The sequence below is a fragment of the Thermogemmatispora carboxidivorans genome (genome assembly GCF_000702505.1).
GTDB lineage: Bacteria > Chloroflexota > Ktedonobacteria > Ktedonobacterales > Ktedonobacteraceae > Thermogemmatispora > Thermogemmatispora carboxidivorans.
In genome coordinates, this window is sequence record NZ_JNIM01000001.1 from 264,706 (window position 1) to 290,214 (window position 25,509).

A 25,509-nucleotide genomic window follows, 5' to 3' on the forward strand; every position below is an offset into this window, starting at 1 on the left:
GAAGGGAAGAGGCGAGGACGGTGTAGAGCAGGAGACAAAGGAGGACTGCGATGCGGGTTGCGATTATTACTGAGAATTTCTTGCCCAAGCTAGATGGGGTGACGCGCACGCTGGCGCGGCTCCTCTCTCATCTTGAGACCAGCGGTCACCGAGCGCTCTTGTTAGGCCCGCGCTGTGGAATGCATGAGTATGCCGGAGCGGAGATTGTGACGACGCCCGGTTTGCCGCTGCCTTTCTACCCAGAACTCAGGTTCAACTTTTTCCGTCCTCTCTTTGTGAAGAAGCTCCAGGAGTTCCAGCCGGATATCATCCATGTTGTTGATCCCGTCGTGCTGGGTGCCGTGGGGGTGGCCGTGGCCAGGCTGCTGCGGCGCCCCCTTGTCTCTTCCTACCATACCAATCTTGCCGCCTATTGTCGTCACTTTGGCTTTCCCTGGGCAACAGGCCCTATGTGGCGCTACAATCGCTTTCTGCACAATCACTGCTCTCTGACCTTCTGTCCGTCTCCTTCAACGGCCAGAGCTTTGCGCTGTCAGGGCTTTCAGCGTGTGCGGCTCTGGCCCCGCGGTGTGGACAGCACGCTCTTTCGGCCTGAACGTCGCCGCTCGGCCCTGCGCGCCGCCTGGCTGGGTACTACTGAGGAGGGGGAAGACGAGCGCTGTGTCTTGCTCTATGTAGGGCGCATCTCGCGCGAGAAGAATCTCTTGTTGTTGGCTAATGCTTATCGCCAGCTGGATCATCGTCACTGCCATCTGGTTGTGGTTGGTGGAGGGCCGGCCATGACGGAGCTGCGCCAGGCTCTGGCTGGGCTGCCAGTTACTTTTACCGGCTATCTCAGTGGTGAAGCCCTGGCGGAGGCCTACGCTTCTGCCGATGTCTTTGCCTTCCCGTCGGCCACCGAGACCTTTGGCCAGGTGGTCCTTGAGGCAATGGCCTCCGGCCTGCCAGTGGTCGCGCTGCAAGCCGACGGAGTCTGCGATCTGGTAGTTCCGCAGGAGCAGGGCCTGCTGCTGGACCCCGCTGGTCTTAGCCCGGAGGCCCAGGTCGCCGTCTATCGGCAATTGCTCGCTCGCCTGATCTATGAGCGAGCGACACGCGAGCGCATGCGCTCCGCAGCGCTCGCTCAGGCTGCCAGATATAGCTGGTATGAGGCGATGGAGTCGCTGCTGCGTGGCTATGAGGAAGTGATTCGACAGCGAGAGCAGACGCTGCTGGCGGCTTGATGGGGTCCACCCGCCGAGTGGTGGGTATCCTGAAACTGGACCGCTGCCGGCCTGCGTAGGATGCGGCCATGAAGTTACAGGAAGAAAGAGGCCCGATGTCCAAATTGATCCCTGAAACTGCCCTCGATAGAGCTGGCGGGCGCCTGGCTCTGGCTCAGGAAGATTCCCAGGTGTTTGCCGATCCTCAACCACTGAGGCCTGGGCCTTCGGCATATGTTTTGCGCCTCGCGCGCGGCATTTCGTTGGTCTGTTCACCGGCTGCTATCTCGGTCCCCTTTGTGCTGCTGGTGGCCCTCTATCGCTGCTCCTCGCTCTGGCCTGCGCTCGGCTTTGCTCTCCTGACGCTGGGCTTCGTCTGTGCTGGTCCCCTGTTCTATGTACTTCTGGCTATGCGCCTGGGGCTGGTGAGCGATCTGGACCTCACGCGCCGCCATGAGCGCTGGCATCCCTTCCTCGTCAGTCTCCTCTCCTATGGTCTAGGATTGCTCTTGCTCCTCCTGTTGCATGCGCCGCGGAGCCTGGAGCTGGCGCTGAGCCTGACCTTGCTGCTGGGGTTGCTGCTCCTGCTGATTACTCTCTGGTGGAAGATCAGCATTCACGCGGCGACGCTAGCTGGAGCGGCTACGGTCTTGACCGCCCTCTATGGCCTGGTTTTTCTGCCATCCTTCCTTCTGCTGGTGCTCGTCTGCTGGTCACGGGTGGCGTTAGGACGCCATACCCCTGCTCAGGTAATCAGCGGGGCCCTTCTCAGCATGAGTCTGGCTCTGGGCCTGCTCCTACTGGTGGGTCTCTAAATCTGCGCCTCTTCCCCGGTCCAGTTCCGGCGTCGAGCCGGCTTGCTGGCGGTGAAGGGCCAGGGCGACCATTTCCACGGCCCTGGCCAGGGCAGAAGCTGGTACTGAGTTGGGGCTACCGCGTCCTTCTCTCTTGACTTTCCACGCTCTTGCTTTCTATACTGCTCCAGAACAATTCCCTGAGTCTGCGCAACGATTGTATGTGTATTGCTTGCTGACTACGATGGATGGCTATTTGCTTCAGAAGCTTGTCGCGCTGCTAGAGTTGAGCACGCAAGCGCTTTTTGTCCTCGTTGCTGGCGTTCACTGGGCTGGTCTGGTGGGCGAGGCGGAGGTATCGAGGGCTTGACTAGAGGCAAGGACTGCTCAAGCGACGGCTTGCCAGAAAGCAGCCAATTCGGATAGACTGAGGGGAGAGATGCGGTGACGCTCAGCGAGCCTGTTTTCACTGCACTGTTATATTGTCTCGGCAAATGCTCGTCTGATCTGGTAAGGAGAGTCTGGCTGTGAGTCAACATCAGGGTCTGAAAGTGCTCTGTACCTTCCCCTTCAATGAAGAAGCGCTGGTGAAGATTCGCGAAGCGGCCCAGGGCGAAGTGGTGATGGCCACGCGGGACGAGGAGCTGGCGGCGCAGGCGGAGGAGGTCGAGGTCATCTGTGGCTTCTGGTTACCCAAGAACATCCGTCAGCTTGCCCCGCGTCTGCGTTGGCTCCAGTTCGCCGGTGCGGGCGTTGATGGCCTGCGTGACACGGGCCTGCTTGATCCAGCCAGTGGGGTGATTGTGACCACTGCTTCTGGAATCCATGCCTCAACTATTGGGGAGTATGTCTTTGGCAGCATGATCATGTTCAATCGTTCCTGGCCCGAGCTGGTGCGCCTGCAGGATCGTCGTATTTGGGGCAACACCGCCTGGTATCATCTGCGCACGCTAGAACTCTATGGGCAGACGCTGGGGATCATAGGCGCGGGCCACATCGGGCGCTACGTTGCGCATCTCGGGCGAGCCTTTGGCATGCGTGTCTTGGGAGTGAGGCGCTCGGCCAGGGGAGGTGAGCAGGATCAAGATATTGAGCGCTATTATGCTTTCAGCCAGCTACGCGAGATGCTGCCGCTGTGCGACTACGTTGTGATCGCAACGCCGCTGACACCTGAGACGGAGCACTTGATCGGTGAGCCGGAGCTACGTGCCATGCGCCGCACCGCTTATCTGGTCAACGTGGCTCGTGGGCGGGTCATCGACGAGCAGGCCCTCATTCGGGCCCTGAGCGAGGGCTGGATTGCCGGGGCAGGTCTCGATGTGACCGAGATGGAGCCACTTCCCCAGGACAGCCCGCTCTACTCGCTGCCCAATGTCATTCTGACGCCCCATATTTCGGGGGAAAGCACTCACTATGGTGCCCGGCTGGCCTCGCTCTTTGCCGATAACCTCCAGCGTTATCGCCGTGGCGAGCCGCTGCGCAATCGCTACGATCCGCAACGCGGCTACTGATCCCGGCCATACCCTCTTGGGAGGCTCCGCTGCCGAAAGGCGCAAGCACAAGTCGGCGAAGCGGGCCGGTGAGCGAAGAAAGGCAGACTGAGGAGAGAGCAAAGGTCACCCTGGCTCTGAAGGTGTCCAGGATCGCGATCTGGGGTCTCTCTCCGGCCCTGTGCTCTCTGGCAGACGGCGTTTACAATTGCTGGGAGAGGGCAAGATTGTCCTGACTGTCTGTGGTCTGTCTGACTCCAAACAGCCAGGGGCGGGCACAGAGAGGGACGACACGGCGTAACCGAGGCCAGGCGAGGGAGCGGCTGCCGCAGCAGAGACAGATGAACTGGTTATCAGAAGGGAGCAAGATACTCTTCACGTAGGGGCAAAGAGGAGGTCCGATGAGCAGAGATTTAGGTCTGGTGGAACTACTGGGCGCGGATGCCGTTGGCCCACCGGGACAGCGTCGCTTTCGCCTGTTTGCGCGCAGCGAAAGTGGCTCTGCCGTTATGTGGATGGAAAAGATGCAGCTCAATGAGCTGGGGCTCGCCATTGATCGCCTGCTGACCCAAGTGACGCAAGGTAAGATCCTGCACGTTGAGGCGCAAGCCCCGCAGGAAGGTGCGGAAGAAGAAGCGGCACCACTGGGTATGCCTGCTGATTTCCCGCTGATCCCCGACGAGGAGTTTCAGGTAGCGCAGTTGAAGCTCAGCTACGACTTCCGCCGAGAGCTGATCATTCTCATGGCGGTTCCCCTGGAGATCATCATGGAGGCAGATCAGGAGCCGCAGGGGCGCGTCCGCGAGGATCGAGCGGTCACTTTTGCCTTCACCCATGCTCAGGCAGAGGCCCTGACCAAGACGATCACGCGAGTTGTCTCCGCGGGGCGCCCCGTTTGTCCTTTCTGCCATATGCCCCTGGATGGGGGGCCGCACATGTGCGAGAAGCAGAACGGCCATCGCCAGATTATCCAGTTGCTGGAAGAAGAAGACGATGAAGATGATGAAGATGACGAAGAGGGCGACTAGCGCATGCTAGCTCAGCTGCGGTGGTGGAGGGGGGAGAGGCCTATGCTTGCCAGGAGGAAAGACGGTGCACGCGCCAGCGCGCAAGCAATTATCCTGGCAAGCTGGCTGGGGGGTGATAGCTGGGAGGCAGTGGCCCAAGAGGCGGAAGCGAGCGATCTCTGTGGCCGCGATGGGCTGGACAGAGGGCAAGAGCAGACCAGGAGCCTGTCAGCCCTCTTCCTCACCCTGGTGTGATGGGGGAAGCTCCGTCGGGCCCAGGTCCACAAGCGAGCCAGTGCTCTGTGCCTGCTGAGAAGGGCTGGTGGGCGGGCGAGTCAGCGTGTGCCGCGCCATTGCTTATTGAGCGGTCAATCGGTGCAGAGATACTTATTAGCCTTTTGCAAATACAGTTCCTCGTTCCCTTCGATCATCAGCTTATGGAGCACAACGATATCGGCGTCCGGCAGATTTTCCACCGGCTGAAGGCAGAGGCGCATCGTCGCGCGGCCATTTTCGATGACCTGGACGAAGCCTTTACCGCGGGGCACGCGATAGATGCGCTGGGGGGCAGTAGGGCTAGGCACCTCCAGATAGCCATGCCAGAGGAGCTGGCGGAACTGCTCGGGCGTCAGAATATCGCGCAGCAGATCGGAGGCCCGTCGCTCGGCCCGCGACCAGCCCCGTAAATATGGCTGAGTGATCAGCCAAACAACGGCTCCCATCGCAGTGGCGATGATCACCCAGTCCAGGATCGTTAGAATTTCAGAGATCAAGCTCATCCACCGACAACGCGCGGAACCATGATGATCTGCTCGGCGGTCGCGTCAAACCGATCGATGCGCTGAGCAGGCTTCCCGGGCTCGACACGAAAAGCAGTGGCTCCCCTGGCGCGCTCCTGGGCGAAAATGCGCTCAGCTTCTCGCACGGCGGCCAGTGCTTCGGGGTCACCTGCTAACACCTTCTGCTCATCCCAGGTGACACGATCATCACCGCGCCGTGACATCACCCGTAGCATTCCCACGGTTGTTCCTCCTTCGTCGCTTGCACCATTGACGATGGTGGCTGACTAACGAACCTTCTAGTGAGTGAACGCATGGTCTTCTGGCTACAAGCTTCCGCGCAGGTTCCACGGCCACTCTGCATGCGTTGGCTCTGTGCCGTCTGCCTGTTGGCCTCTTATCGAGCCAGGCAGGCAAGTAGCCTGAAGGCTCGCGGCTGAGAGGCGCGCACATAGAGCGAACCCTGCAGTGCCTGCAGCACAGCCCTTTCTGGCGTGGGTAAGCGCTCTACTACCTACTATTGTACCGACGAAGATGCAAGTCGTCAATGGTTATCTCATAATGTATCAGCTTTATTGCATGAGATGACCTCATGCCGTCCGAGCGCAGCCGTCGGGCGGGCCGAAGACCTGCCCTGGTCTCTCCATCTATCTGGCGGTTGCCTGCCCGACGGGTCTGGGAGGGGGGGAGTCCAAGTCTCCTATGAGGTAATAAAGATAATGCCGACAGTGCCGGGTCCCGTGTGGGTACCGAGGACAGCGCCCAGCTTATAGCGTGGAATCGGCTGAGGGTAGACTGTCTTCATAGCTGCGGCGAGCTGCTCGCCCAATTCATCGCTTGATTCCACAATGACCACCTCTTCCACCGGGCTGGCCTCCTGGAAGAGTTGAGCCACCCGCTCGTAGGCTTTGGCGCGTGTGCGCGGGCGCTCAATTGGCACCACCTCGCCGGCCTGAATACCGATAATCGGTTTGAAGCTCAACATCGTACCCATGAAGGCGCTGGCGCGTCCGATGCGTCCTCCACGGCGCAGATGCTCCAGATTATCCAGTACGCCCAGGATGCGCGTGCGGCGCAAGCGATCGACCAGGCGTGCTTTGATGGAGCCCAGATCGTCGCCGTGCTGAGCCTCTTCGGCGGCATGCATGACCGACATCCCGATCCCCAGGCTAATGCTCTCGGAATCCACGACCTCGATAGGGATATGTTGCAGCTCTGCGGGCAGTGCCGCCCGAGCGGCGCAGGCCGACTGGTAGGTTCCGCTGAATTTAGCTGATAGATGGACCGAGAGAATGGCCTCAGCGCCTTCTTCAATCAGGCGCTGGTAGACGGCGAGAAAGTCGGCGGGTGTTGGCTGTGAGGTACGGGGAAAATCCTTGCTCTCAGCCAGCTTCCTGAAAAAGCCCTCCGTATCCAGATTGACTCCGTCCAGATACTCTTCATTGCCAAAAATAACCTTGAGGGGAACAACGCTGATTCCCAGGGCCGCGGCCCGTTCTGTAGGGAGATCCGCCGTGCTATCGGTGACGATGCGGACGGCCATGAGGCACCTCCTGAACGCGAGAGAATTGTCTGCGCCATGCGCGCCAGCGCACATGGCAGTTTACAAGAAGCGTGGGTATGTTTGTCGCTAGAGTAGCGGGAAGAGCGCCGGGACGAGACCGACCCTCTCGGCCTTGATCCTGCCAGGTTGTCTCTCTCTGGGTTCGGCGCGGCCCGGTCTGGCTGACGGCTACGCTGCTAAGTGGACGCCGGGCATGCGCTCTGAACGGCTGTTGCTGTCTATAGTCTTGTCATTCAACCGAGAAAATATAGGTGTAGTAGGGTTGGCCGCCATCTACCACCTCTACCTCCAGGTGAGAATAGGTCTGCTTGATGCGGGCCGCGGTTTCCTGAGCGTGGGTCTCGCTGGTCCCTTCGCCGTAGTAGATGGTGAGCAGCTCGTAGTGCTCGACATGCATACGCTGGAGCAGGTCGTTGATGACTCCATCCAGACTGCTGCCGGCCACAGCCAGATTGCCATTGATCAGACCGATGATGTCGCCTTCTCGCACGCGCAGGCCATCGATCTGTACGGCTCGCACTGCCGTAGTGATCTCGGCGGTCTGGATGCGTCGGGCGGCGGCGCTCATGCTTTGGGCATTGGTGGCCAGGTCGGCGCTGTAGTTGAAACCCATCAGGGCGGCAATCCCTTGGGGCAAGGTCTCGGTTGGAATGACCTCCACCTGTTTGCTGGTCAGGCGTGGAATCTGCTGCGCGCTGAGGATCACGTTGCTGTTATTAGGCAAGACAATGACCTGCTCAGCTTCAACGGAGTTGACAGCTGCCAGCAGCTCTTCGATACTGGGGTTCATAGTCTGTCCGCCTGGCACGATGGCACTCACGCCCAGGCCGCGATAGACCTTCTCGAAGCCGGGGCCCGAGACGACAGCGACAGTGGCGATCGGGGCGCTGGGGGCCGAAGCCTTGTCGCCTGCGAGGGTGTCCTGGCCCCAACCTTCGGCTCGCGCCTGTTCGGCGCGACTCTCTGCCGCGTAAGCCAGGCTCTGCTCCTGAAGGTTCTCGATATTGATGTCCAGGAGGCTACCCAGGCTCACGCCGTAGTCCAGGATTTTGCCAGGCCATTGGGTATGGGTATGGACCTTGAGCAGCTTTTCATCGCCTGCCACGACTGTGGAAACGCCGCCCATGTCGATGATTGTCTGACGGATGCGCTCGACGTCGAGATGCTCACCGCGCAGCAGGAAGACCACCTCGTAGCCGTATTCCTCCTCCTCGACATTGACGCGCCCTCGCCGGGGAGTGGCCTCGGCGGGTGCTGCCGCTGAGGAAGAAGAACGCGCCTCGCGCCCCTCACCGCGCAAGGCATGCCAGATCCCTTCGAGAATCACACACAGTCCCTGGCCGCCGGCATCGACCACTCCCGCCTGTTTGAGGAGGGGCAGCAGCTCGGGCGTGCGGGCGACCGATTGCCGCGCCGCAGTCACCACTTCGTGCATCAGGGTCACCAGGTCGTCGCCGCGCTGCGCGCTGGCCAGCGCAGCCTCGGCGCAGTCGCGTACTACCGTCAGGATAGTGCCTTCGACCGGTTTGATGACGGCGCGCGAAGCCAGTCGAGAAGCTTCCATCAAAGCATTGGCCAGGTCGAGCGAGGTAAAGGTCTGCTTTTTCTCCAGTCCCTGGGCCAGGCCACGGAGCACCTGCGACAGAATCACCCCCGAGTTGCCGCGTGCACCCAACAGGGCGTCATGGGCGATGCGCGCCGCGATCACCCCCGCCGCCTTCTCCTGGCTATCGATGATCCCCCGGATGGCGGCCTGCATGGTGGCGGACATGTTCGAGCCAGTATCTCCATCCGGGACGGGGAAGACGTTGAGGGCGTTAATGCTCTCGCGTCGCTCCTCCAGCCAGGTGGCCCCAGCAATGATGGCCTTCTTCAGGTCCTGGCCGTCTAGCACACTGATCCGCCGCGGGCGGCTAATCCGCTGCGTCTCCTGCTTGCCTTGCGCATCTTGTGCGTGTAGAGCACCTGGTGCCTGTTCCTGCATAGATCGCTTACCTTATGTGGTGGTGGTAGTGAGGTAGGTGGTGCCCACACCTTGTCGTTAGTGCTCGCGCCGTGTGGTTGGGCTGTGTTCCAACCCCTGGATATTGACGTTTACCTGCTGCACGGGTACCCCGAGCATCTTTTCAACCGAGAACTTAACGCTGCTCATGATATTATGAGCGATCTCGGACATGCGCAGCCCGTATTCCAGCACGACGTAGACCTCGATGATCAGGCGTCCATTGGCAATGCGCACCTGGATGCCCTCGCCACTACGTTCGGGGGGAAGAAGGATGGCCTCTCCATTGCGCAGGCGGGGTGCGGCAATGCCTACGACGCCGTAGCTTTCGCTGACGGCGCGGGCCGCGATGGTGTGAATCGCATGAGGAAGAACCTCGATCCTGCCTAAAGGGCGCGTTCCGTGCTGCGGTTGAATCGTGGATGGCTTCGGCATACCCATGTCTTCTCTATGCTTTCTCTGCTCTACTGATCTGCTGGTCTTCTGGCCTACGCACTTGCCAAAGCGAGGGCAATCTGCTATACTCGCAGAGCGTACTCAACGCTTACTAACGCTTTGCTCTCTACTTACTGGAGTGCAAGGTCTGCGTTCTGTTGCAGTATATCAAAGGCCCCCGTTAGAATCAAGGGCGCAGTCATCTGCCCTGTAGCGCCAGGGGAGAGTCGTGCCCCCAACGGGGCGCTGTGTCTTGCTACCGATAGTAGAGCAGGTGCCTGCCCTGGCAGCAGCCAGCGAGAGAAAGACCCGGCGCTGGTAGTTGGGCCAGTTCAGCCCTAGCAGCGGGTTGAGGGATCGTGAGCGGGGGTGTGGCACCTGGATACCTCTTATCCTGATCAAGCGGCCTCTGGGCGCTAGTCTCCTGGCTCGGCTCGGCTCGGCTCGGCTCAGCTCAGCGAAAGCCGTGGCCCCGGCCCGTACTGTCAGGTGAGCATGGAACCTGTGGTTCCCTCCTACCTCAAGCGGCAGCAGTGGAGCATGGAGAGACAGGTGTCAGGGTGAGCGAGCGCCTGGACAGCTTGCTTGAAAGAAGAGAAGAGAAGAGAGGAAGGGAGATTGCTATGGCTGGTCGTTGTGACCTCTGTCAGCGTAAGCCGATGTATGGCAATAAGGTGTCGCACTCGCAGCGCCATACACGGCGGCGCTTCGTGGTGAATGTACAGCGTCGTCATCTGGAAATCAATGGGGTGCGGCGCACAGTGCATGTCTGCACGCGCTGTCTGCGTACGATGCTCAAGCTCTCCAAAGCATAGCGTTGGCCGGAGGCAGGTAAGAGCGCCGCTCGCGCGGCCTTCCCGCCCCGGCCTGCCCGGCTGCTCGCTGCCGCGCCTTCGTTCGTCCTGTTAGTGAGGCCCCTCCTCCCTCTGTCTTTTCTTTTTTTTTGGGCACGCTGAGGTCACTGGGGACGGACCGGCTCAGGTCGGCGGCTGAGAACCGCTTCCAGGCGCTGCTGGGTCACGAAGCGGGTGCGCAGTTGCCCGCAAGCAGCGTCGATGTCGTCTCCACGCTCCGCTCGAACGCTGTTGCTGACGCCGTGCTCGAAGAGGATCTCGCGGAAGCGACGGATGACTTCCGGCCCGGGTGGACGGTAGCCTGCTGCTGTCTTGTTGACTGGAATGCAGTTGACGTGTGCATACTGCTTGAGCGGAGACAACAGCTCGCCGAGCTGATGGGCACAAGCAGGACTATCGTTGACGCCGGCCAGCAGAACGTACTCGAAGGTGATCTGCCGTCGCGTGGCGGCGATGTAGTCCTGGCAGGCTGCCAGCACCTCGGCCAGCGGATATTTGCGGTTGACCGGCATGGTCTGCGCGCGTAGCTCGTCGTTGGGCGCGTGCAGGGAGATGGCCAGATTGACCTGCAGCCCCTCTTGACTGAGTCGCCGGATGCCGGGCGGCAGCCCTACGGTGGAGATGGTCATGTGCCGCGCGCCGAGGTTGAAGCCCTCGGCGCTGTTCAGGATGCGCAAGGCGTGGATCACGTTGTCATAGTTGTGCAGTGGCTCGCCCATGCCCATAAAGACCAGATTGGTGATGTGGTCGATAGGCTGGCTGCCGGGCAGGCCACGCGCACGCCAGGGGGCCGCCCGCAATTCGCGCGCGAAGTGCAGGACCTGGGCAACGATTTCTCCAGCACTCAAGTGCCGCTCAAAGCCCATCTGGCCCGTAGCACAGAAGGTACAGCCAAAAGCGCAACCCGCCTGGCTGGAGACGCAGACGGTGGCGCGGGCGCTGCTCTCCCCCAGCGGTGGATAGAGCATCAGCACCGATTCGATGAGTCGACCATCGGCCAGCTCCAGCAGGATCTTGCGCGTGCGATCATCCTTGGAGCGCTGTTCACTGCGAACGATGACCTGACCAATGGTGGCTTCGCGCGCCAGACGCTCCCGCAGGCTCAGAGGCAGGTTGCTCATAGCGGAGAAGTCCACGACCAGGTGCTTGTAGATCCAGTTGTAGACTTGCCTGGCACGATATGGCGGCTCCCCCAGTTCCTGGAACCAGGCTTCAAGCTGCGTGAGGGTCAGCCCGAGCAGGTCCCGCTGAGGAGCACTTGTCTCTGTTGTTTTCCCCCTGATGCTCATGCCTTCATTATAGCATGTTGGCCTGCCCCAGGCCAAGCCGCTAAGCCGTTGTCCCCTGCTGGCCTTCCAGCCTCTTGCTTCCCAGGCCCCCGGCATCTTGGCTGTGACAGTGAGCCTGGAGCCTCGTTTGATTATATGTCAGGAGGTTCGACTTTCTATTTCATTACTTCTCGTTCATGATATTGGGAGGAAGAAGTAAATGTCACTTTCGCTGAGCTGGATCGATATTGCCTTTCTGGCTACAGCCATTATACTGGTCATCAATGGTTTCCATAATGGCCTTATTGCTGGCTTGATTAATCTGGTGGCGCTCCCGCTGGCGTTGGCTGTGGCCCTCCTCTTCGGTCCCTCGTTCACCGCCTTGCTCGCCGGAAATGGAGCAGGGGCCGCGCCCCTGCTGGCCTATATTCTACTCTTTTTCGCTACCGTCCTCATTGTTCATATCATCACCACACTGATTCGGGCCTTTGTCCATAGCATTCCGATGCTAGGTATCCTTGACGAGTTGCTCGGGATGGTATTGGGGTTGATCGAAGCCTGGCTCCTGTGGCTGGTTCTGTTGCTGGCCTTGCATAACGTGCTCAGTGCCGTCCAAAGCATTCCGGTGCATGATCCAGGTCAGTTCAGTGCCTGGCAGCGGGCTTACAACGAGGCGATTACCCACAGTCTCTTTGTCTCTCTTAATCAGTGGTTGCTCGGTCATCTGCCTTTAAAGTAGGTGCTATGTTCTGCTCGTGGTAGCTGACTGGTGGGCGAGACTGCGTTTCTGGGCTTGCGCTCGGTGGTGAAAGTACATACAATGTATAGTCAGGGAGCATTCTACATATTCTAGAGCTGTGTAGATTGTGCTTAAACAAAGGAGGCGTTTTACGGCAAGAGACGAGGCTGTGCTGATCAATCAGAGAACGACGGAAGGGTCGGAGCGGGCCTTTCTCGTGGCGGTGGCCAGTGAGCGGCAGGAAACGCTCTGGAGTGCGGAAGATTCGCTCAGTGAGCTGGAGGCTCTGGCCAGGACTGCCGGGGCCGAGGTCGTTGGCAAGATGCTGCAGCGCCTGCGTCATCCTGATCCTGCTACCTATCTTGGTAAGGGCAAGGTCCAGGAGCTGGCTGCTCTGGAGCAGGAGCTAGGCTTTGAGCTGGTGATTTTCGACGATGAGCTGTCACCCTCTCAGCAGCGCAATCTTGAAAAGGCTCTCAATGCGCGTGTGATCGATCGTACAACACTGATTCTCGATATCTTTGCCCAGCACGCGCGGACGCGCGAGGGGCGCCTGCAGGTTGAGCTGGCGCAGCTGGAATATCGCCTACCTCGCTTGAGCGGGCGTGGTATTGAGCTGTCACAGCAGGCTGGTGGCTCGCTTGGTGCGACTGGCGTTGGCGGCGCCATTGGGGTCCGCGGCCCTGGTGAGACGCGGCTGGAGATCGATCGTCGCCGCATTCGCAATCGCCTGGCGGAGTTGCGTCGCGAGCTGGAGGAGGTGCGTGAGCAGCGCACGCTGCATCGTCGCCAGCGGGCGGCTTTGACAATGCCGGTGGTGGCTGTGGTGGGCTACACCAACGCTGGTAAGTCGACGCTCTTTAATGCGTTGAGCCAGGCCGATGTTCTGGTCGAAAACAAGCTCTTTGCGACGCTTGATCCGACGACGCGCCGCGTGGTACTGCCGGGCAACCAGGAGGTCTTGCTGACGGATACGGTGGGTTTCATTCAGCGCCTGCCGACGCGCCTGGTGGCGGCCTTCCGCGCAACGCTGGAGGAGGTGGTTGACGCTGATGTGTTGCTGGAGGTGGTGGACGTCAGCCACGAGAACGCCATCGAGCAGAGCGAGACGGTCAACGAGGTCTTGCGCGAGCTGGAGGCCCATGAGAAGCCGCGGGTGACGGCCCTCAATAAGATCGATCTGCTGCCTGATCCCGACCGTGTTGATCCTTCGCTCTATCCCAATGCTGTGGTAGTCTCGGCGCTGCGTGGCTGGGGCCTGGAGGCACTGCGCGAGAAGCTGGCCCAGGTGGTCGCTGAGCAGATGGTGCCTTTGCAGGTGCTTGTGCCTTACGCGCGCGGCGACCTGGTGGAACTCTTCCATCGTCGCGGGCGCGTCGAGCTAGAAGAGCATCGCGCCGAGGGGACACTCCTGGTCGGACGCCTTCCCGCGGCGCTGGCTGGTTACTATGCGCCGTATCGCCTTCAGCAGCGCAGAGGCTTGCTCAGAGTCCCTAGCGTCCGCCCCTAGCCGATGCCCTCATGAGGGGTGAATGGACAAGCAAGCAAGAAGAGACTATTCCTGGAAATGGGTCTTCCGCTACCCTGAGCTGGTGAGCCGGGCGGGGGAGATAGGCTTGCGCTCGCCCAGCTCAGGTCTGCTTGCTTTTCAACTCCTGGATGATCTGAAGCAGTTCATCCGCGATCTCCGCCAGAGTGGCATCGCGGTTGCTGCTCTCTGTAATGGACGGGCTATAGCGTGGCAGGGCCTGTAACTTGCCAAAGGGAGTGCTGGCCAGGCCCGCTGTTGGTCGCAGAATGATGGGGATGATGCGCGCCGTGCCGGCCTCGTGGCGCCGCATGGCCTGCTGCATCTCTTTGTTGTAGCACTGCTCGGAGGCCACATAAGCAGGGCTGATGAGCAGCAGAATAATATCCGCCTCCTCTAGCTGGCGCTGGCTCTTGATGCGCTCTTGTCCTGGTCCCAGTTGCTCGCTGTGAAAGCTTTCGATCAGATGTTCGTTTTTGAAAATACTCAGTTGCTGCTCAAGCTCTTTCCTCAGTTGGCGGTCCCGTCGGTCACTGGAGCAGGAAAGGAAGATTTTGAGGGCTTTACTGTTCTGCTGGAGCAGCGGCTGGTACTGGGGACAGCACTGCCCGAGGCGCTGACGTTGCTCGACTGAGAGAAGCTCCAGCCAGCGGCGGTTTTGCCGGTGTGCGACCAGTTGATGATTGACAAGATCGGGAAGCTGAGCAAGGATGACGCGCGCCTGCAGGCCCTGGCCACCGCGCTCGCTGTTGAGGCCCAGCGAGTACTGGATCATGCCGCAGACGCAGCCGCTTTCCCGGTCGAGCAGCGGGGACCCGCTCATGCCGGGATCGACCGGGCCGCGTTGGAAGGTGATCCACTGGTTCTGCTCGCCGGCTGGCCCGGCGGCGTCGAAAATGAAAGAGGTGCCTCCAGGCACTGAGCCTGGGTAACCATAGGTGTACAGACGGCTGTAGGGCTGAGCCTCACCGCAGAGTAAGGCACAGGGATGATTCTCAAGAGGGACTGTTAACAACGCCAGATCCAGAGCCCGATCTGGGGACGAGTCATCAGCAGACACTGTGGTGATGGTCGCCTCGTAATAGCTCTCCTGCCAGTAGATCTGGAGGCTGGAACTTGCCTTGTGAGCAGATGGGATGACGTGGGCGCAGGTCAGAATCAGCCCCGGCCCTACAAAGAAGCCAGTCCCCCTGGGGGTGTGGTCGGCGTCGATGCGCACAGTGGCCCGCTGGAGGAGAGCCTCTAAGCTGTCGACCGTCTCCATCTATTCCTCTCAGAGCGAATGAGTGCCGATAAAGGGAGAGTTGCTTCTATTCTAAAGCTGAATCCTACTCTTCGTAAAGGGTTACTTTGGTCGCTGTCGGGCAGGGCAACGCGCAGAGTGCTTGCCTGTCAGCAGAAGCGGCGTGGACGCCCATGAGGAAAGCGTGTTAGACTAGGGCACGAAGCACCAGGATCATAAGAAGAGAAGAAAAAGGAGGCGCAAAGCGTGTATCCCTGGTCGCACGACTTCAAAGGGCGCTTTGACGAAGTGACCTTTGAGAGCCAGGTGCTCAAAGACAATCCTCTAGGCGATCCCTATCAGCGTCCGCTCTGGATCTATCTGCCGCCCGGCTACGACGAGCAGCCAGAGCGGCGCTATCCCAGCATCTATGTGATTCAGGGGCTAACGGGCCAGCTCGATATGTGGCGCAATCGCTCGGCTTTCCGGCGTAACTTCCCGGAACTGGCCGACGAGCTGTTTGCCAAAGGAGAAGCTCCGCCTTGTATCCTGGTCTGGGTCGACTGCTGGACCTCCCTGGGGGGGAGCCAGTTCCTGGATTCCCCCGCTGTTGGACGCTACCACACCTATCTCTGCGAGGAAATTGTCCCCTGGGTCGATGCCCACTATCGGACGCTGGCGGCGCGCGAGCATCGGGGAATCGCCGGCAAGTCCAGCGGAGGCTACGGCGCGATGGTCACTCCCATGCTACGACCCGATCTGTGGGGAGGCCTGGCAACTCACGCGGGCGATGCTCTCTTTGAGGTCTGTTATCAGCGTGACTTTGCCAAGGTGACGCGGGCCTTGCGCGATCACTATGGCGGCTCATACGAACGCTTCTGGCAGGACTTCCGCAGCCGCCCGGCCTTCTCCAAAGAGAGCGATCCCGATCTGCTCAATATCTGGTGTATGGCCGCCTGCTACTCGGCGGATATGGATGGTACGGTGCATCTGCCTTTCGATATCGCCACCGGTCAGTTGGTTCCCGATGTCTGGGAGCGCTGGCTGGCCTGGGACCCAGTACGGATGGTGCCTTTGCACGCCGAGGCGCTGCGCTCGTTGCGTGCCATCTATATCGATGCGGGCAAGCGCGATGAGTACTATCTCGACCTGGGTGCCGAGGCGTTCCGCCGGGCTCTGGCTGAGATTGGCGTCACCGATGTCTTCTTTGAGCTATTCGATGGCCGTCATGGCGGAATCGAATATCGCTATCCGCTGAGCCTGAAGTACCTGGCCGAGCGGCTTTCCCCATAGCCAACGCCAGCGAAGGGATCAACTCCCTTCGCCACGGATGCCGCCCCCCGACCCCGCAGCAGGACCGGACGAAACCCCACGTTGGTACTGGAGCCTCCAGCGTAAGCAGCCGGCTAACCGATAGACGGGCGGCTGACCAGACCAGGTTTAGACGCCAAGCGGCTCGCGCAGACGTCGCCGGGCAGCACTTAAGGCGGCGCGGTAACGCTTAAGCTCAGCCTGACTCTGGGGAGACGGTACCTGCTCGGGGTCAAGGCCCGCCTTGCGCAGCGCCGCGATCACTGGCCGGAGTTCAAGACCGTGCTCGCGGATGCACCAGAGCACCGCTTTCCGTTCGCCAGCTGATAGGCTTTGAATGGCCTGAATGTAAAGAGCCAGACGCTCTTCAGGAAAATCTCGTAATTCGCACTCGTAGGCTGGATCGCGAGCTCCCTCGTTGGTGGCGGCCCGCTGCTCGCTGAGGGCAAGAACCTCGGGCTGCTCTCTCTCCAGGGGTAGAAGCTGAGGACGACGGCCAAGTCGTCGACAGGCATCGCGTGCACGATTCCGGACAATGACGCGGATCAGCGAGGCGGGTTTGTGCAATGGCCCTTTCCGACTCACTTTCCAGAGGGCGAAGCGCACCTCCTGGCATTCGTCTTGATAGAGTGCGTCCAGATCTTCCCACTTGCTAAAGCGGATGCGTGAGAAGTAGCGACGTACCTGAGTCACAACCCCAGCGTCGCAGGCGTGTAGCAAAGCTTCATCTTCAGAGTCACTGTCGTCAACAGAAACTCCGAGCGAAGTTAGTGAGTTCACAAGGCTCCTCCTTCACGAACAAACAAAGCAGCAAACCTACAAGATGCCGTACACTGTCCAGTTCTGGAGCCGGCAGGCCTGACGTTGCCTCACCTGGGTCAGGTCGTGTTGGTCTATTGGCTTTATCGGCCATCACGATGACCAGCGAGCAATGAGTTCGGTCAGTAGGAGAACTACCAGCCCTGCTCAGGTCAGCCTGTGACGAGATGGCTGGAGGAGTCGAGCTTGTCGCTCGCCAGTTCCATAGCCGAGCCTAAGAGGATAGTGAACATCACTTGTTCTATAGAGAACAGTATACAGCGTTCACTCGCGTTTTTCAAGAGGATGATGAAGAAAGATTGGTGAACGATTGTTCAATAATGTGCATTTGAGCGAAAGGAGAACGCTGCTCCCCTTTACAGGCGTGCACTTCTGTTCTATACTACCCAGTAGAACAGTCAACGTCAGCCACCGTGGTGGGTAGAGCAGAGAGGAGGCAGCAATGGTAGAAAAGAGGCACGCCCCTGTGACCGCTATTGGGACTCGTATGCGTCACCTGCGCCAGCAGATGGGGAAGAGCCTGAGCGAGGTAGCTCGCACGGTAGGCTATTCGAAGAGCTATCTCTCTGCGGTTGAGAACAACGTGACCCTGCCCTCGCTCCAGCTCGTGCAGGAGTACGAGCGTGCGCTTCAGCTGCGTCACGGTGAGCTGGTCGAGGTGCTGGTGGGAGGGCAGCTAGAGCAGCTCCCGCGCGGGCGTCGGCGTGCTTCCGCCTCTCTGGTTCTGCCTGCGTCGCCGGTGGTTTCCTCTTCCTCGACTGCCCTTGTGCGCTGTGACCTTGAAGAAGCCCCCTACGTATCGCGTCTCTATGGCCGTGACGAGGAGCAGGAGTTGCTCTGGCGCTGGGTAGTGCAAGATAGCTGCCGTCTGATTGCCATTGTAGGCATCGGTGGAGTGGGCAAGACTGCCCTGGTGGCGGCTCTGGTTCAGCGCCTGCGCGGCTCCTCCGATTTTCAGGGTCTGCTTTGGCTCTCGCTCCACACCCCTTTGTCGCGTAGACGTCTGCTCGATCGCTGTTTGCGCTTTCTCAATGGGGGGGGGCGGGAGCAGCTGGCCTCGGCCTCCCTTCCTGAGAGTGAGGAGGATCGTCTAAAGCTGCTGATCCAGCGACTGGAGCAGGGGCGGTTTCTGCTGGTTCTTGATGACTTCGATTCGTTGCTGCAGAGTGGTGCTCTGGCGGGCCGGTATAAAGAGGATTACAAGGATTACGAGGAGCTGCTCTATTTGCTGGGGAGCCATGCCCTGCAAAGCTGCGTGATCCTGACCAGTCGCGAGAAGCCCGATGGCATCCCTTTGCAGGAAGGAAAGCATGCGCCGGTACGCACCATGACTCTGGCGGGAGTCTCGCCCGAGGCGGGGCGTCTCTTGCTCGCTGGTGAAGGGTTGGAGGGAGATGATGAGCACTGGGCCGAGTTCATCCGCCGCTATGCTGGCAATCCTCTGGCCCTGAAGCTGGTCTCGCCGACCATCCGCGAGGTTTTTGATCGCCAGATTGCTCGCTTCCTCGATCAGGAGGTGCTTGTGCTTCAGGGCATCAGGGATCTGCTTGATAAGCAGTTTGAGCGCTTGACCCCTGATGAGCGGGATGTCCTCTACTGGTTGGCGATTGGGCGCGAGGTGGTGACGCTCTCTGAGTTGCTGGAGGATCGTCTGACGCGCACTCCCAAGGGGGCGCTGCTCGAAGTATTGAAGTCGCTGCGCCATCGCTCACTTGTCGAGGTGCGTGGTGCTGCAGGGTATACCCTGCAGCCGGTGATTTGTGAGTATGTGACGGAGCGTCTGGTGCAGCTGGTGGCTGCCGAAATTCTCCAAGAGCGGCCTCTCTCTCTCTTGCACAGTCATGCCCTGCTCAAGGCGCAGGCGCGGGACTATATTCGCGAAGATCAGATCCGCTCGATGCTTGAGCCGCTGGCTCATATCTTGCGCTCGGCCAGGGGAGGGAACGGTTGTGAGCAGTTGCTGCGCTCTTTGCTAGCCCGGCTAGAACGCAGCCGGCCAGGTTATGCGGCTGGTAATATCCTCAATTTGCTCCTCCACTTGCAGTCTGATCTCCGTGGCTGGGACTTCTCGGGTCTGGCGGTCTGGCAGGCGAATTTGCGAGGAAAAGCCTTACCGGGCGTCAATTTCGCCTGGGCCGACCTGACCGGCTCAGCCTTCACCGAGTTCTTCGGCAGCATTCTTTCGGTGGCTCTCAATCAGGACGGCTCGCTCCTGGCCCTTGGGACGACGACCTGTGAGGTCCGTATCTTCCGCGTCCGCGACTATGCGCCGCTGGTGACCTGCCAGGGCCATGCCGATTGGGTGCGCTCGGTCCTCTTTAGCCCTGATGGTCGCATGGTGATCAGCGGTAGCGAGGATGGGACAATTCGTCTCTGGGATGTGGAAACCGGCCAGTGCCTGCAGACTCTCCGAGGCCATCGTGAACGCATCTATTCGCTCGCTATCAGCGCTGATGGTAGCCTGCTTGCCAGTGGTAGTGGTGATCAGACCGTGCGTCTCTGGCGCCTTGATATGGCCTCCGGTCTTCCTGAGTGCCTCCGTGAGCTCGCTGACCAGGAGCAAGGCGGCAGAGTCTATGCTGTTGCCCTCACTCCCGATGGCAAGCTGCTGATCAGCGGCGGAGAAGATGCTATCTTGCGCGTCTGGGATGTCGAGAGCGGCTCTTGCCGGGCCCGCCTTCCTGCTCCCAATGGCGGTATCTGGTCGCTGGCTCTTAGCCGCGATGGCCGCTTGCTCGCTTGCGGTTGCCGGGAGCGGATCATGCTCTGGGACCTGACCTCGTTGACGCTGCAGGCTTCCTGGGATGCCCATCGTGAGCTGGTCTATGCCCTCTCTTTCAGCAGCGATACTCGCTTTCTCGCCAGTGCTGGCGGTGATCGTCTCTTGCGCCTCTGGAACATACGCGATTGCTCTTGCATCAAGACGCTGGAAGGGCACAGTCGGCGCATCTATGCCCTGACTCTGAGTGGAGACGATCGCTTGCTGGTCAGTGGAAGCGATGATCAGACGGTCCGCTTCTGGGATCTTGAGCGTGGGCGCTGTATCCGCATGTTGCAGGGCTATAGCAGTCAGGTGAGGGCGGTAGCAACAAGTCCTGATGGTCAGCTATTTGCCAGCGGCGGCAACGATGGCCAGGTGCGACTCTGGGATCTGGGTGAGCTGCGTTGCTTGCGCACGATGGAGGGCCACACGGCCAGTGTCTGGACGCTAACCTTCGATAGAAGGGGGCGCCTGCTCGCCAGTAGCAGCGAGGATGGCACGGTGCGGCTCTGGCAGGTGGAGTCAGGGCAGTGCTTCCGCATCCTGAAGGGTCATGCGGCGCGCGTCTACATGGTGGCTTTCTCTCCCGACGGCTCGCTCTTGGCCAGTGGAGGGGCCGATCGCACCTTGCGTATTTGGGAGGTCGCTACCGGCCAGTGCTTACAGATCCTTCGCGAGCATCGCGGGAGGGTCTACGCTGTCGCCTATAGTCCTGATGGCCGGCTCCTGGTCAGTGGCGCTGAGGATCAGACCATTTGCCTCTGGGATACCCGTGATTATCGCTGCTTGCGAAAGCTTGTCGGCCATGAGGAGGCCATCTATACGCTGGCCATCAGCCCTGATGGGCGCTGGCTGGCGACAGCCGGGGCCGATCAAAAGGTGCGTCTCTGGGATCTGACCCACCTGGGGGAGGGTCTGCCGCGGGCGACCCTGGAAGGGCATCGACAGCGTATCTGGACGCTGTCCATCAGTCCCGATAGCCGTCTATTGGCCAGTGGGGGAGATGATCAGCTCGTCTGCCTGTGGGATCTCGAGGCCGGTGAACTGCTGCGAATCGTCAATCGCTTCGATTATCGCATTCGCGAGATCGCTTTCAGCCGTGGTGAGCAGCCTGTATTGCTGGTGAGTGGTAGCCCCACCGGGACGATCGAGGTCTGGGATGTGGAGCGTCCTCAGTGCCTCCGGGTGCTGCGCAGTGACCGGCCTTATGAAGGCATGAATATCTATGCTGCCACGGGCCTCTCGCTCTCGCAGCGCTCTATTCTGTGCTCCTTGGGCGCGGTTGAGGTCCCGGTTGACAGACCAATGCTGACCGAGTAAAGTGGCTAAAGCTAACAGCGCTGGCAGCCGGCAGCTCCGCTTTCACGGGCGGCTAGGCCGGCTGATAAACGGTCGGTCCTTGCTGCCCGAAGTATTTCCCGCGATATTCGCGCAGGCAGGGACTGCTCAGCTGGTGAATGAAGAGCTGGCAGATGAAGAGGCCGGGATAGAGAACGACCGGAATACTATTGAGGTTGGTGATTTCGAGCGTCAGCACATGGTCGCTTCCCGGATCAACATGGCCGTCGCCATTGTGCACCTGCAGTCCAGCCCGCGCAACGTCCCCTTTGGTCTCGATAAAGCCCTGGTAACCGTTGGGAATGCGTACGCGCTCTAGTGTGCAGCCTAGAATGAATGCACCCGGGCGCAATTCGTAGCCTTGTCGAGGATCGATGACAATCTCTTCGCTGGCAGGCGGCGCCTTGCCCAGCTCAAGACGACTGCCACGATACTTGACCAGGCGCGCACCGAGGCGTAGATCAATGCTGGTTGGCCCGAGCTGTCCTTCCTCCCACGGCTCGATGACCAGCAAGCCGGCGACCAGCAAGGCTTTGAGATCTCTATCGCTCAGGATCATGGTGCTCTTCCTGCAGCATGGCGTTGGTCGGCAGGGGAACCAGGGGACCAAGTAGCTGCTCCGCCGCCATAATATGGCTACAGGTTCCGCGCTCGCGATAAAAGTCGCAGGTGCAGTGCCAGTCGCCTTGCGCATAGCTGATCAGGCGTACACCATGTGTCGAGCGCATCTGCAGCTTGATCTCTAGCAAGGTGAAACGCTCTGGCTGCTGGGCGTAGTTCGCGGCCTTCATTTGCTTGCGCTCTAGCTGCTCATCTTGCATCAGAAATGACTCCTGTCATGGCTGGCAGAGACTACCTGCTCTCTTGCCCCTGCCCGTTGACCGCAGCAGGTTGGCCGAGTAACATGAACATCTCTCTCTTCATGATACCTGAACTGTAGTTTGTTAGACAAGTGCGCTGCCCATCGTTATGCTGGTGCACGAAGCCATTCTTCGATCTCTCTCTCCAGGCCGATGCCCAGCAAGTGGCAGAGTGCCAGCGCTTCCTGAGCCTGAGCAAGGGCTTCCTGCCGCTGGCCCTGGTACCAGAGGAGGCGGGCCGAGCGAAACTGATTGTGGACGATCCAGAAGCGGTCGTTCAGCTCACGGGCGAGCTGCATTGACTCTGCATAGTAGGCGTTGGCCTGCGACAGGTTACCGCGATGGAAGGCCAGCAGACCCAACTGGTGGAGCGTTGCCTGCTCACCTACGCGATCACCCATCTGCTGGTGCAGGCTCAGGCTGAGTAGATAGAGGGATTCGGCTTCGTCCAGCTTGGCTGGCTCCTGGTTGCAGAGAGCCAGCTCGTGCTGCAGGCGCCCCTGCTCGTGCAACGTGCGAGCCAGGCCCTCCTGATCACCCAGCTGTTCGCGCAGTCGTCGAGCCTCAGCGAGCGACTGCACAGCACTCTCGAACTGATGCCGGCGGTAGGCCAGTCGCCCTAGCTCATGCAAGGCGGCTGCTTCCTGCCAGAGATCTCTTCTGGCTGCCGCCCGCACACGCACGGCCTCAAAGTGCTCTTCTGCCTCGTCATAGCGCGTCAGCCGATAGCAGACGCGACCAAGTTCCAGCTCCGCCGCACTGAGCAGCACCGCGTCAGTGGACTGCCGGGCCAGCTGTAGGCTGGCCGCCACATCCTGGTAAGCTGACTGGTACTCCGCCAGGCGATAACGACAGATACCACGCTGAAGCAGAAAGCGCGCTTCCTGCAGAGACTGCTTAAGCTGCTGGGCGGCCTCCAGCGCTACCTCGAGGATCTGCAACGCCTGTTTCAGCTGGTGGCGCTTCAGCAGTGGTGTCCCTCTCTCTCCTACCAGTTCTTCTGCCAGGGTAAGCAGGTCCTGCCACAGACCCAGGTGGCGCGCCCTCTCAACCGCCAGGGCAATGTTATCCCAGTCAAAGAGCAGCTCAGCCTCTCCTCCTTCTTTTGATCGATATAATTCTATATAAAAGAGAAGGTGACGGCGCTGGTATTCGGCGCGTTTGGCCTGAGAAAGGGCCTGCCAGCAATGAAGACGCAGGTAATCGCTGACAAGGGGATGCATGCGACACTGCGGGCTGCCAGGGCCTTCGGCCCGTTCCAGGATAGCGGCGCGCTGGATTGCTTCCAGGGCCTCATTTTGCTGTTGCCAGAGGCTCTCACCTGGTTGGGGGAGCCTGCCGGCCTGGATAAAGCGCCAGGCGGATTCTGAGGAGGCTTCAGAGAAGACTGGCCAGCATTCGAGGAACTGGCTAGCCAGCGGCGACTCTCTGGTCACACGGGCAATCGTCAAATGTAAGAGTTGCTCCATTTGCTGGAGAGGTTTACCGGAGAGCTGTCGGAGCTGGGTGGCCAGCTCCTGCCAGGGAATGCCCAGTTGGAGGGCTGAGGTAGCCAGGGTCATGAGCTTGGGGTGGTAGTAGCAGAGGCGTGGCAGCTCTTGCAGGCGGCGGCCCAGCTGCACGCGAGCGATCTCCTTGCCGCCCAGGCGCTCTTCGACGAACTCGTAGGCTGCCTGGGCGGGGAGCTGGCCCACCGTGAGCCAATTGGTCTGCAGCAGTTGATCGAATTCGGGGCGGCGATGGCGCATGAGCAGGAGCGCCCGGCCTCCCAGAGAAGTGTCCCAGGCGCTCAGCAGATCGCAGAGGTCCTCGACCTCCGCCGGCGTCGCCTCTTCCAGATCATCCAGGACAAGCAGGAGGGGGCCGCGTCCCATTTCGTAGAGGGCGAGGCCGCGCTGGCGGCTGCCGCTAGCTTCTTCTAAGCCCCAATCGAGATGGGCCAGCAATCCGACTAAGTCAAACGGGCGCATCCGGCGCAGCGAGGCGTAGGCAATCCCGCGTGTGAAGCGCCAGCTATAGCGATGGGCCAGTTCAATCGCCAGGGTTGACTTACCGCTGCCGGCCAGGCCGATCAGGCCGATGAAGGGGGAGGGGCCACTGCTCAGTAGTGCGGCCAGACGTTGCAGTTCGTGGACGCGGTCGCAGAAGCTGCGCGCCCGCGCAGCGGGCAGGTTATGAGGTGGCTCGCAGGGGAAATACTCGGGGTCGCCCACGGGGAGGGCTGAGCGTAATGGCTCCTCAGCGCCGGGGCCGAGCAGCGTCACGACCTCATCCTGGGCTGCTGGCAAGCGAGGCTCCCGCTGTAGGGTTCGCCGGATGAACTCTAACGCCTCTTTCAGGCTGGTGCCACGGGCCAGCGCGGCATAAAGCGAGCTGGCCAGCACAGTAGCAGTTTCGCTATGCAACTGGCGGGTTGTTGCCATTACTGCTGGCACGCCCTGCCTGACCAGCTCATCGCCCAGGAGCTCGCTGCTGCAGCTATTAAGCACCACCAGTCCCACCCGTGTATCCTGAAAGAGGGCCGCTAGCTCAGCGGCTGCTACCCAATCGCTGCTTCCATCTTCCTGCTCAAGCTGCAGTTTGTTGCTGCGGGCATGGCTAATGATATGGACGATGTCAAAAGGGCGGGCATGCAGTGTGGCTTGCAAAAAGCGCCAGGTTGGTGGATGCAAGCGGATGAGAGCCGCTGGCACGCGTGACCACAGAAGCTGGCGATAGATCTCCTGGATCTCAAGTTCGGCATTGATCCGTACAGGCTCATCAATTGGCGAACCGACTACCAGCAAGATGCGCAAGCGCTCTCCCGCCCGTTCCCAGGCTTCAATAGGGCTACTAGCCGGTCGATAGCTGCCTATCGCTGTCTGATGGGCCGTCTCCATACCCCTCTCCCTCTGCGGCAGAGCGAAAGCTCTGGACTCCTCGTTGACTGCCTTCTCCTTCTTCTCTTCCTGCTTGCTCCTCCCCTCTCTTTAGCATACCCTGCTCTCTCAGTTTTTGCAGCAAGAAGGTGACCAACTCCTCTGTCAGCCGGTCGCGATTGGTAGTAGTCAGTTCCAGAAGGTGGGTACCGGGTCGTCGCTTCAGCTCATCGGCCCAGGGATAAGGCCGCAGAACAATGGTGCCGACGAGTGTCCTGGAACTCTCCAGAACGGCGCTCACGGCTTCGCGAAAGGCCGGCGAGAGCAGTTCCATCGGCCCGATCTCATCGATGATGACGACGGGACGTGTCTGGAGGGCATGCTGGATGGCGGCCAGGCCCAGCGATTCCAGTGCCGTCAGATCGACGCCATAGCGGCCCACCCGGTGCGGGCTGCTCTGGCTCGTGCTGGCGAGCAGGCCGCGCTGCCCGTCGAGGGTGACAATTTCAAAACCGGTGCGCTGGCCAGAGACACGCACCTCCTCGGTATAGAAGCCGTCGCAGTGCTCGGGGCCGAGCGCCGCAACCACCTTCTTGATAGCTGTCGTCTTGCCACTGCCTGGCTCTCCCGTGAGCAGGTAGACCTCTCCCATCTCGTTATTCCCTTTTCCTTCCTTAC

General features: G+C 60.3%; 22 protein-coding genes. 10 read left to right on the plus strand and 12 right to left on the minus strand.

All coding sequences use genetic code 11. The features are described from left to right. Positions 1-50: 50 nt before the first annotated feature. From N688_RS01045 to N688_RS01070, 5 genes are all read left to right on the plus strand, one after another. Entirely contained in the window at positions 51-1,223 is a 1,173-nt protein-coding gene (locus tag N688_RS01045) for a glycosyltransferase family 4 protein (protein ID WP_052887546.1), read from the plus strand. A 95-nt stretch (positions 1,224-1,318) separates the two neighbouring features. Further along, positions 1,319-2,017 (plus strand): phosphatase PAP2 family protein, encoded by a 699-nt coding sequence (locus N688_RS01050; RefSeq protein WP_052887547.1) that lies wholly within the window; start codon positions 1,319-1,321, stop codon positions 2,015-2,017. Positions 2,018-2,523: 506 nt separating this feature from the next. Further along, positions 2,524-3,507, plus strand: coding sequence for a D-2-hydroxyacid dehydrogenase (locus N688_RS01060; protein ID WP_052887549.1), 984 nt, complete (start codon positions 2,524-2,526; stop codon positions 3,505-3,507). A gap of 380 nt (positions 3,508-3,887) precedes the next feature. Next, the gene (locus N688_RS01065) at positions 3,888-4,514 is read left to right on the plus strand and encodes a DUF3090 family protein (protein ID WP_052887550.1); all 627 of its coding nucleotides are present in this window, start codon (positions 3,888-3,890) and stop codon (positions 4,512-4,514) included. A 42-nt stretch (positions 4,515-4,556) separates the two neighbouring features. Next, entirely contained in the window at positions 4,557-4,748 is a 192-nt protein-coding gene (locus N688_RS01070) for a hypothetical protein (protein WP_156025234.1), read from the plus strand. Between the two features lie 113 nt (positions 4,749-4,861). On the opposite strand, the gene N688_RS01075 is transcribed toward N688_RS01070, so the two are convergent. The 5 genes from N688_RS01075 to N688_RS01095 form a co-directional block, all read right to left on the minus strand. Continuing rightward, positions 4,862-5,266 carry a hypothetical protein gene (locus N688_RS01075; protein WP_141727757.1) on the minus strand — a complete coding sequence of 135 codons (405 nt, stop codon included), beginning with the start codon at positions 5,264-5,266 and terminating at the stop codon, positions 4,862-4,864. A gap of 2 nt (positions 5,267-5,268) precedes the next feature. Next, complete coding sequence (locus N688_RS01080; protein WP_052887553.1) at positions 5,269-5,508, minus strand: hypothetical protein; 240 nt, start codon at positions 5,506-5,508, stop codon at positions 5,269-5,271. Between the two features lie 464 nt (positions 5,509-5,972). Continuing rightward, positions 5,973-6,815: a DegV family protein gene (locus N688_RS01085; protein WP_052887554.1), complete on the minus strand. Its 843-nt coding sequence runs from the start codon at positions 6,813-6,815 to the stop codon at positions 5,973-5,975. A 250-nt stretch (positions 6,816-7,065) separates the two neighbouring features. Next, a complete protein-coding gene (locus tag N688_RS01090) occupies positions 7,066-8,820 on the minus strand; it encodes a DAK2 domain-containing protein (protein WP_052887555.1) in 1,755 nt (584 codons plus the stop codon). Between the two features lie 57 nt (positions 8,821-8,877). Then, a complete protein-coding gene (locus tag N688_RS01095; RefSeq protein ID WP_052887556.1) occupies positions 8,878-9,273 on the minus strand; it encodes an Asp23/Gls24 family envelope stress response protein in 396 nt (131 codons plus the stop codon). A 623-nt stretch (positions 9,274-9,896) separates the two neighbouring features. Here N688_RS01095 and rpmB point away from each other — a divergent pair. Beyond that, a complete protein-coding gene (gene rpmB, locus N688_RS01100; protein ID WP_052887557.1) occupies positions 9,897-10,088 on the plus strand; it encodes a 50S ribosomal protein L28 in 192 nt (63 codons plus the stop codon). A 143-nt stretch (positions 10,089-10,231) separates the two neighbouring features. Here the strand turns inward: rpmB and rlmN are convergent, their stop codons facing one another. Next, on the minus strand, positions 10,232-11,416 hold the full coding sequence (rlmN, locus tag N688_RS01105; protein ID WP_052887558.1) for a dual-specificity RNA methyltransferase RlmN: 1,185 nt from the start codon (positions 11,414-11,416) through the stop codon (positions 10,232-10,234). Positions 11,417-11,615: 199 nt separating this feature from the next. Here rlmN and N688_RS01110 point away from each other — a divergent pair, with 199 nt between their 5' ends. Then, complete coding sequence (locus N688_RS01110; RefSeq protein WP_052887559.1) at positions 11,616-12,134, plus strand: CvpA family protein; 519 nt, start codon at positions 11,616-11,618, stop codon at positions 12,132-12,134. A 169-nt stretch (positions 12,135-12,303) separates the two neighbouring features. Continuing rightward, positions 12,304-13,644, plus strand: a complete 1,341-nt coding sequence (hflX, locus tag N688_RS01115) for a GTPase HflX (RefSeq protein WP_202901813.1) — start codon at positions 12,304-12,306, stop codon at positions 13,642-13,644. Positions 13,645-13,765: 121 nt separating this feature from the next. Here hflX and N688_RS01120 read toward each other — a convergent pair whose 3' ends face one another. Beyond that, positions 13,766-14,926: a trypsin-like peptidase domain-containing protein gene (locus tag N688_RS01120; protein WP_052887560.1), complete on the minus strand. Its 1,161-nt coding sequence runs from the start codon at positions 14,924-14,926 to the stop codon at positions 13,766-13,768. Positions 14,927-15,151: 225 nt separating this feature from the next. Between N688_RS01120 and N688_RS01125 the strand changes: the two genes are divergently transcribed. Continuing rightward, on the plus strand, positions 15,152-16,177 hold the full coding sequence (locus N688_RS01125; protein ID WP_052887561.1) for an alpha/beta hydrolase: 1,026 nt from the start codon (positions 15,152-15,154) through the stop codon (positions 16,175-16,177). A 147-nt stretch (positions 16,178-16,324) separates the two neighbouring features. Here the strand turns inward: N688_RS01125 and N688_RS01130 are convergent, their stop codons facing one another. Continuing rightward, positions 16,325-16,975: a sigma-70 RNA polymerase sigma factor region 4 domain-containing protein gene (locus N688_RS01130; RefSeq protein WP_052887562.1), complete on the minus strand. Its 651-nt coding sequence runs from the start codon at positions 16,973-16,975 to the stop codon at positions 16,325-16,327. A gap of 481 nt (positions 16,976-17,456) precedes the next feature. Here N688_RS01130 and N688_RS01135 point away from each other — a divergent pair, with 481 nt between their 5' ends. Then, complete coding sequence (locus N688_RS01135; protein ID WP_081838387.1) at positions 17,457-21,095, plus strand: WD40 domain-containing protein; 3,639 nt, start codon at positions 17,457-17,459, stop codon at positions 21,093-21,095. Positions 21,096-21,147: 52 nt separating this feature from the next. Here the strand turns inward: N688_RS01135 and dcd are convergent, their stop codons facing one another. From dcd to N688_RS01155, 4 genes are all read right to left on the minus strand, one after another. Continuing rightward, the gene (dcd, locus tag N688_RS01140) at positions 21,148-21,672 is read right to left on the minus strand and encodes a dCTP deaminase (protein WP_052887564.1); all 525 of its coding nucleotides are present in this window, start codon (positions 21,670-21,672) and stop codon (positions 21,148-21,150) included. Further along, the gene (locus N688_RS23085) at positions 21,656-21,934 is read right to left on the minus strand and encodes an SWIM zinc finger family protein (RefSeq protein WP_052887565.1); all 279 of its coding nucleotides are present in this window, start codon (positions 21,932-21,934) and stop codon (positions 21,656-21,658) included. The genes dcd and N688_RS23085 overlap by 17 nt, the downstream gene beginning before the upstream one ends. Before the next feature lie 146 nt (positions 21,935-22,080). Further along, on the minus strand, positions 22,081-24,852 hold the full coding sequence (locus tag N688_RS01150; protein ID WP_052887566.1) for a CHAT domain-containing protein: 2,772 nt from the start codon (positions 24,850-24,852) through the stop codon (positions 22,081-22,083). Then, positions 24,806-25,483, minus strand: coding sequence for an NTPase (locus tag N688_RS01155; RefSeq protein ID WP_052887567.1), 678 nt, complete (start codon positions 25,481-25,483; stop codon positions 24,806-24,808). Before N688_RS01155 ends, N688_RS01150 begins: the two co-directional genes overlap by 47 nt. Positions 25,484-25,509 lie beyond the last annotated feature (26 nt).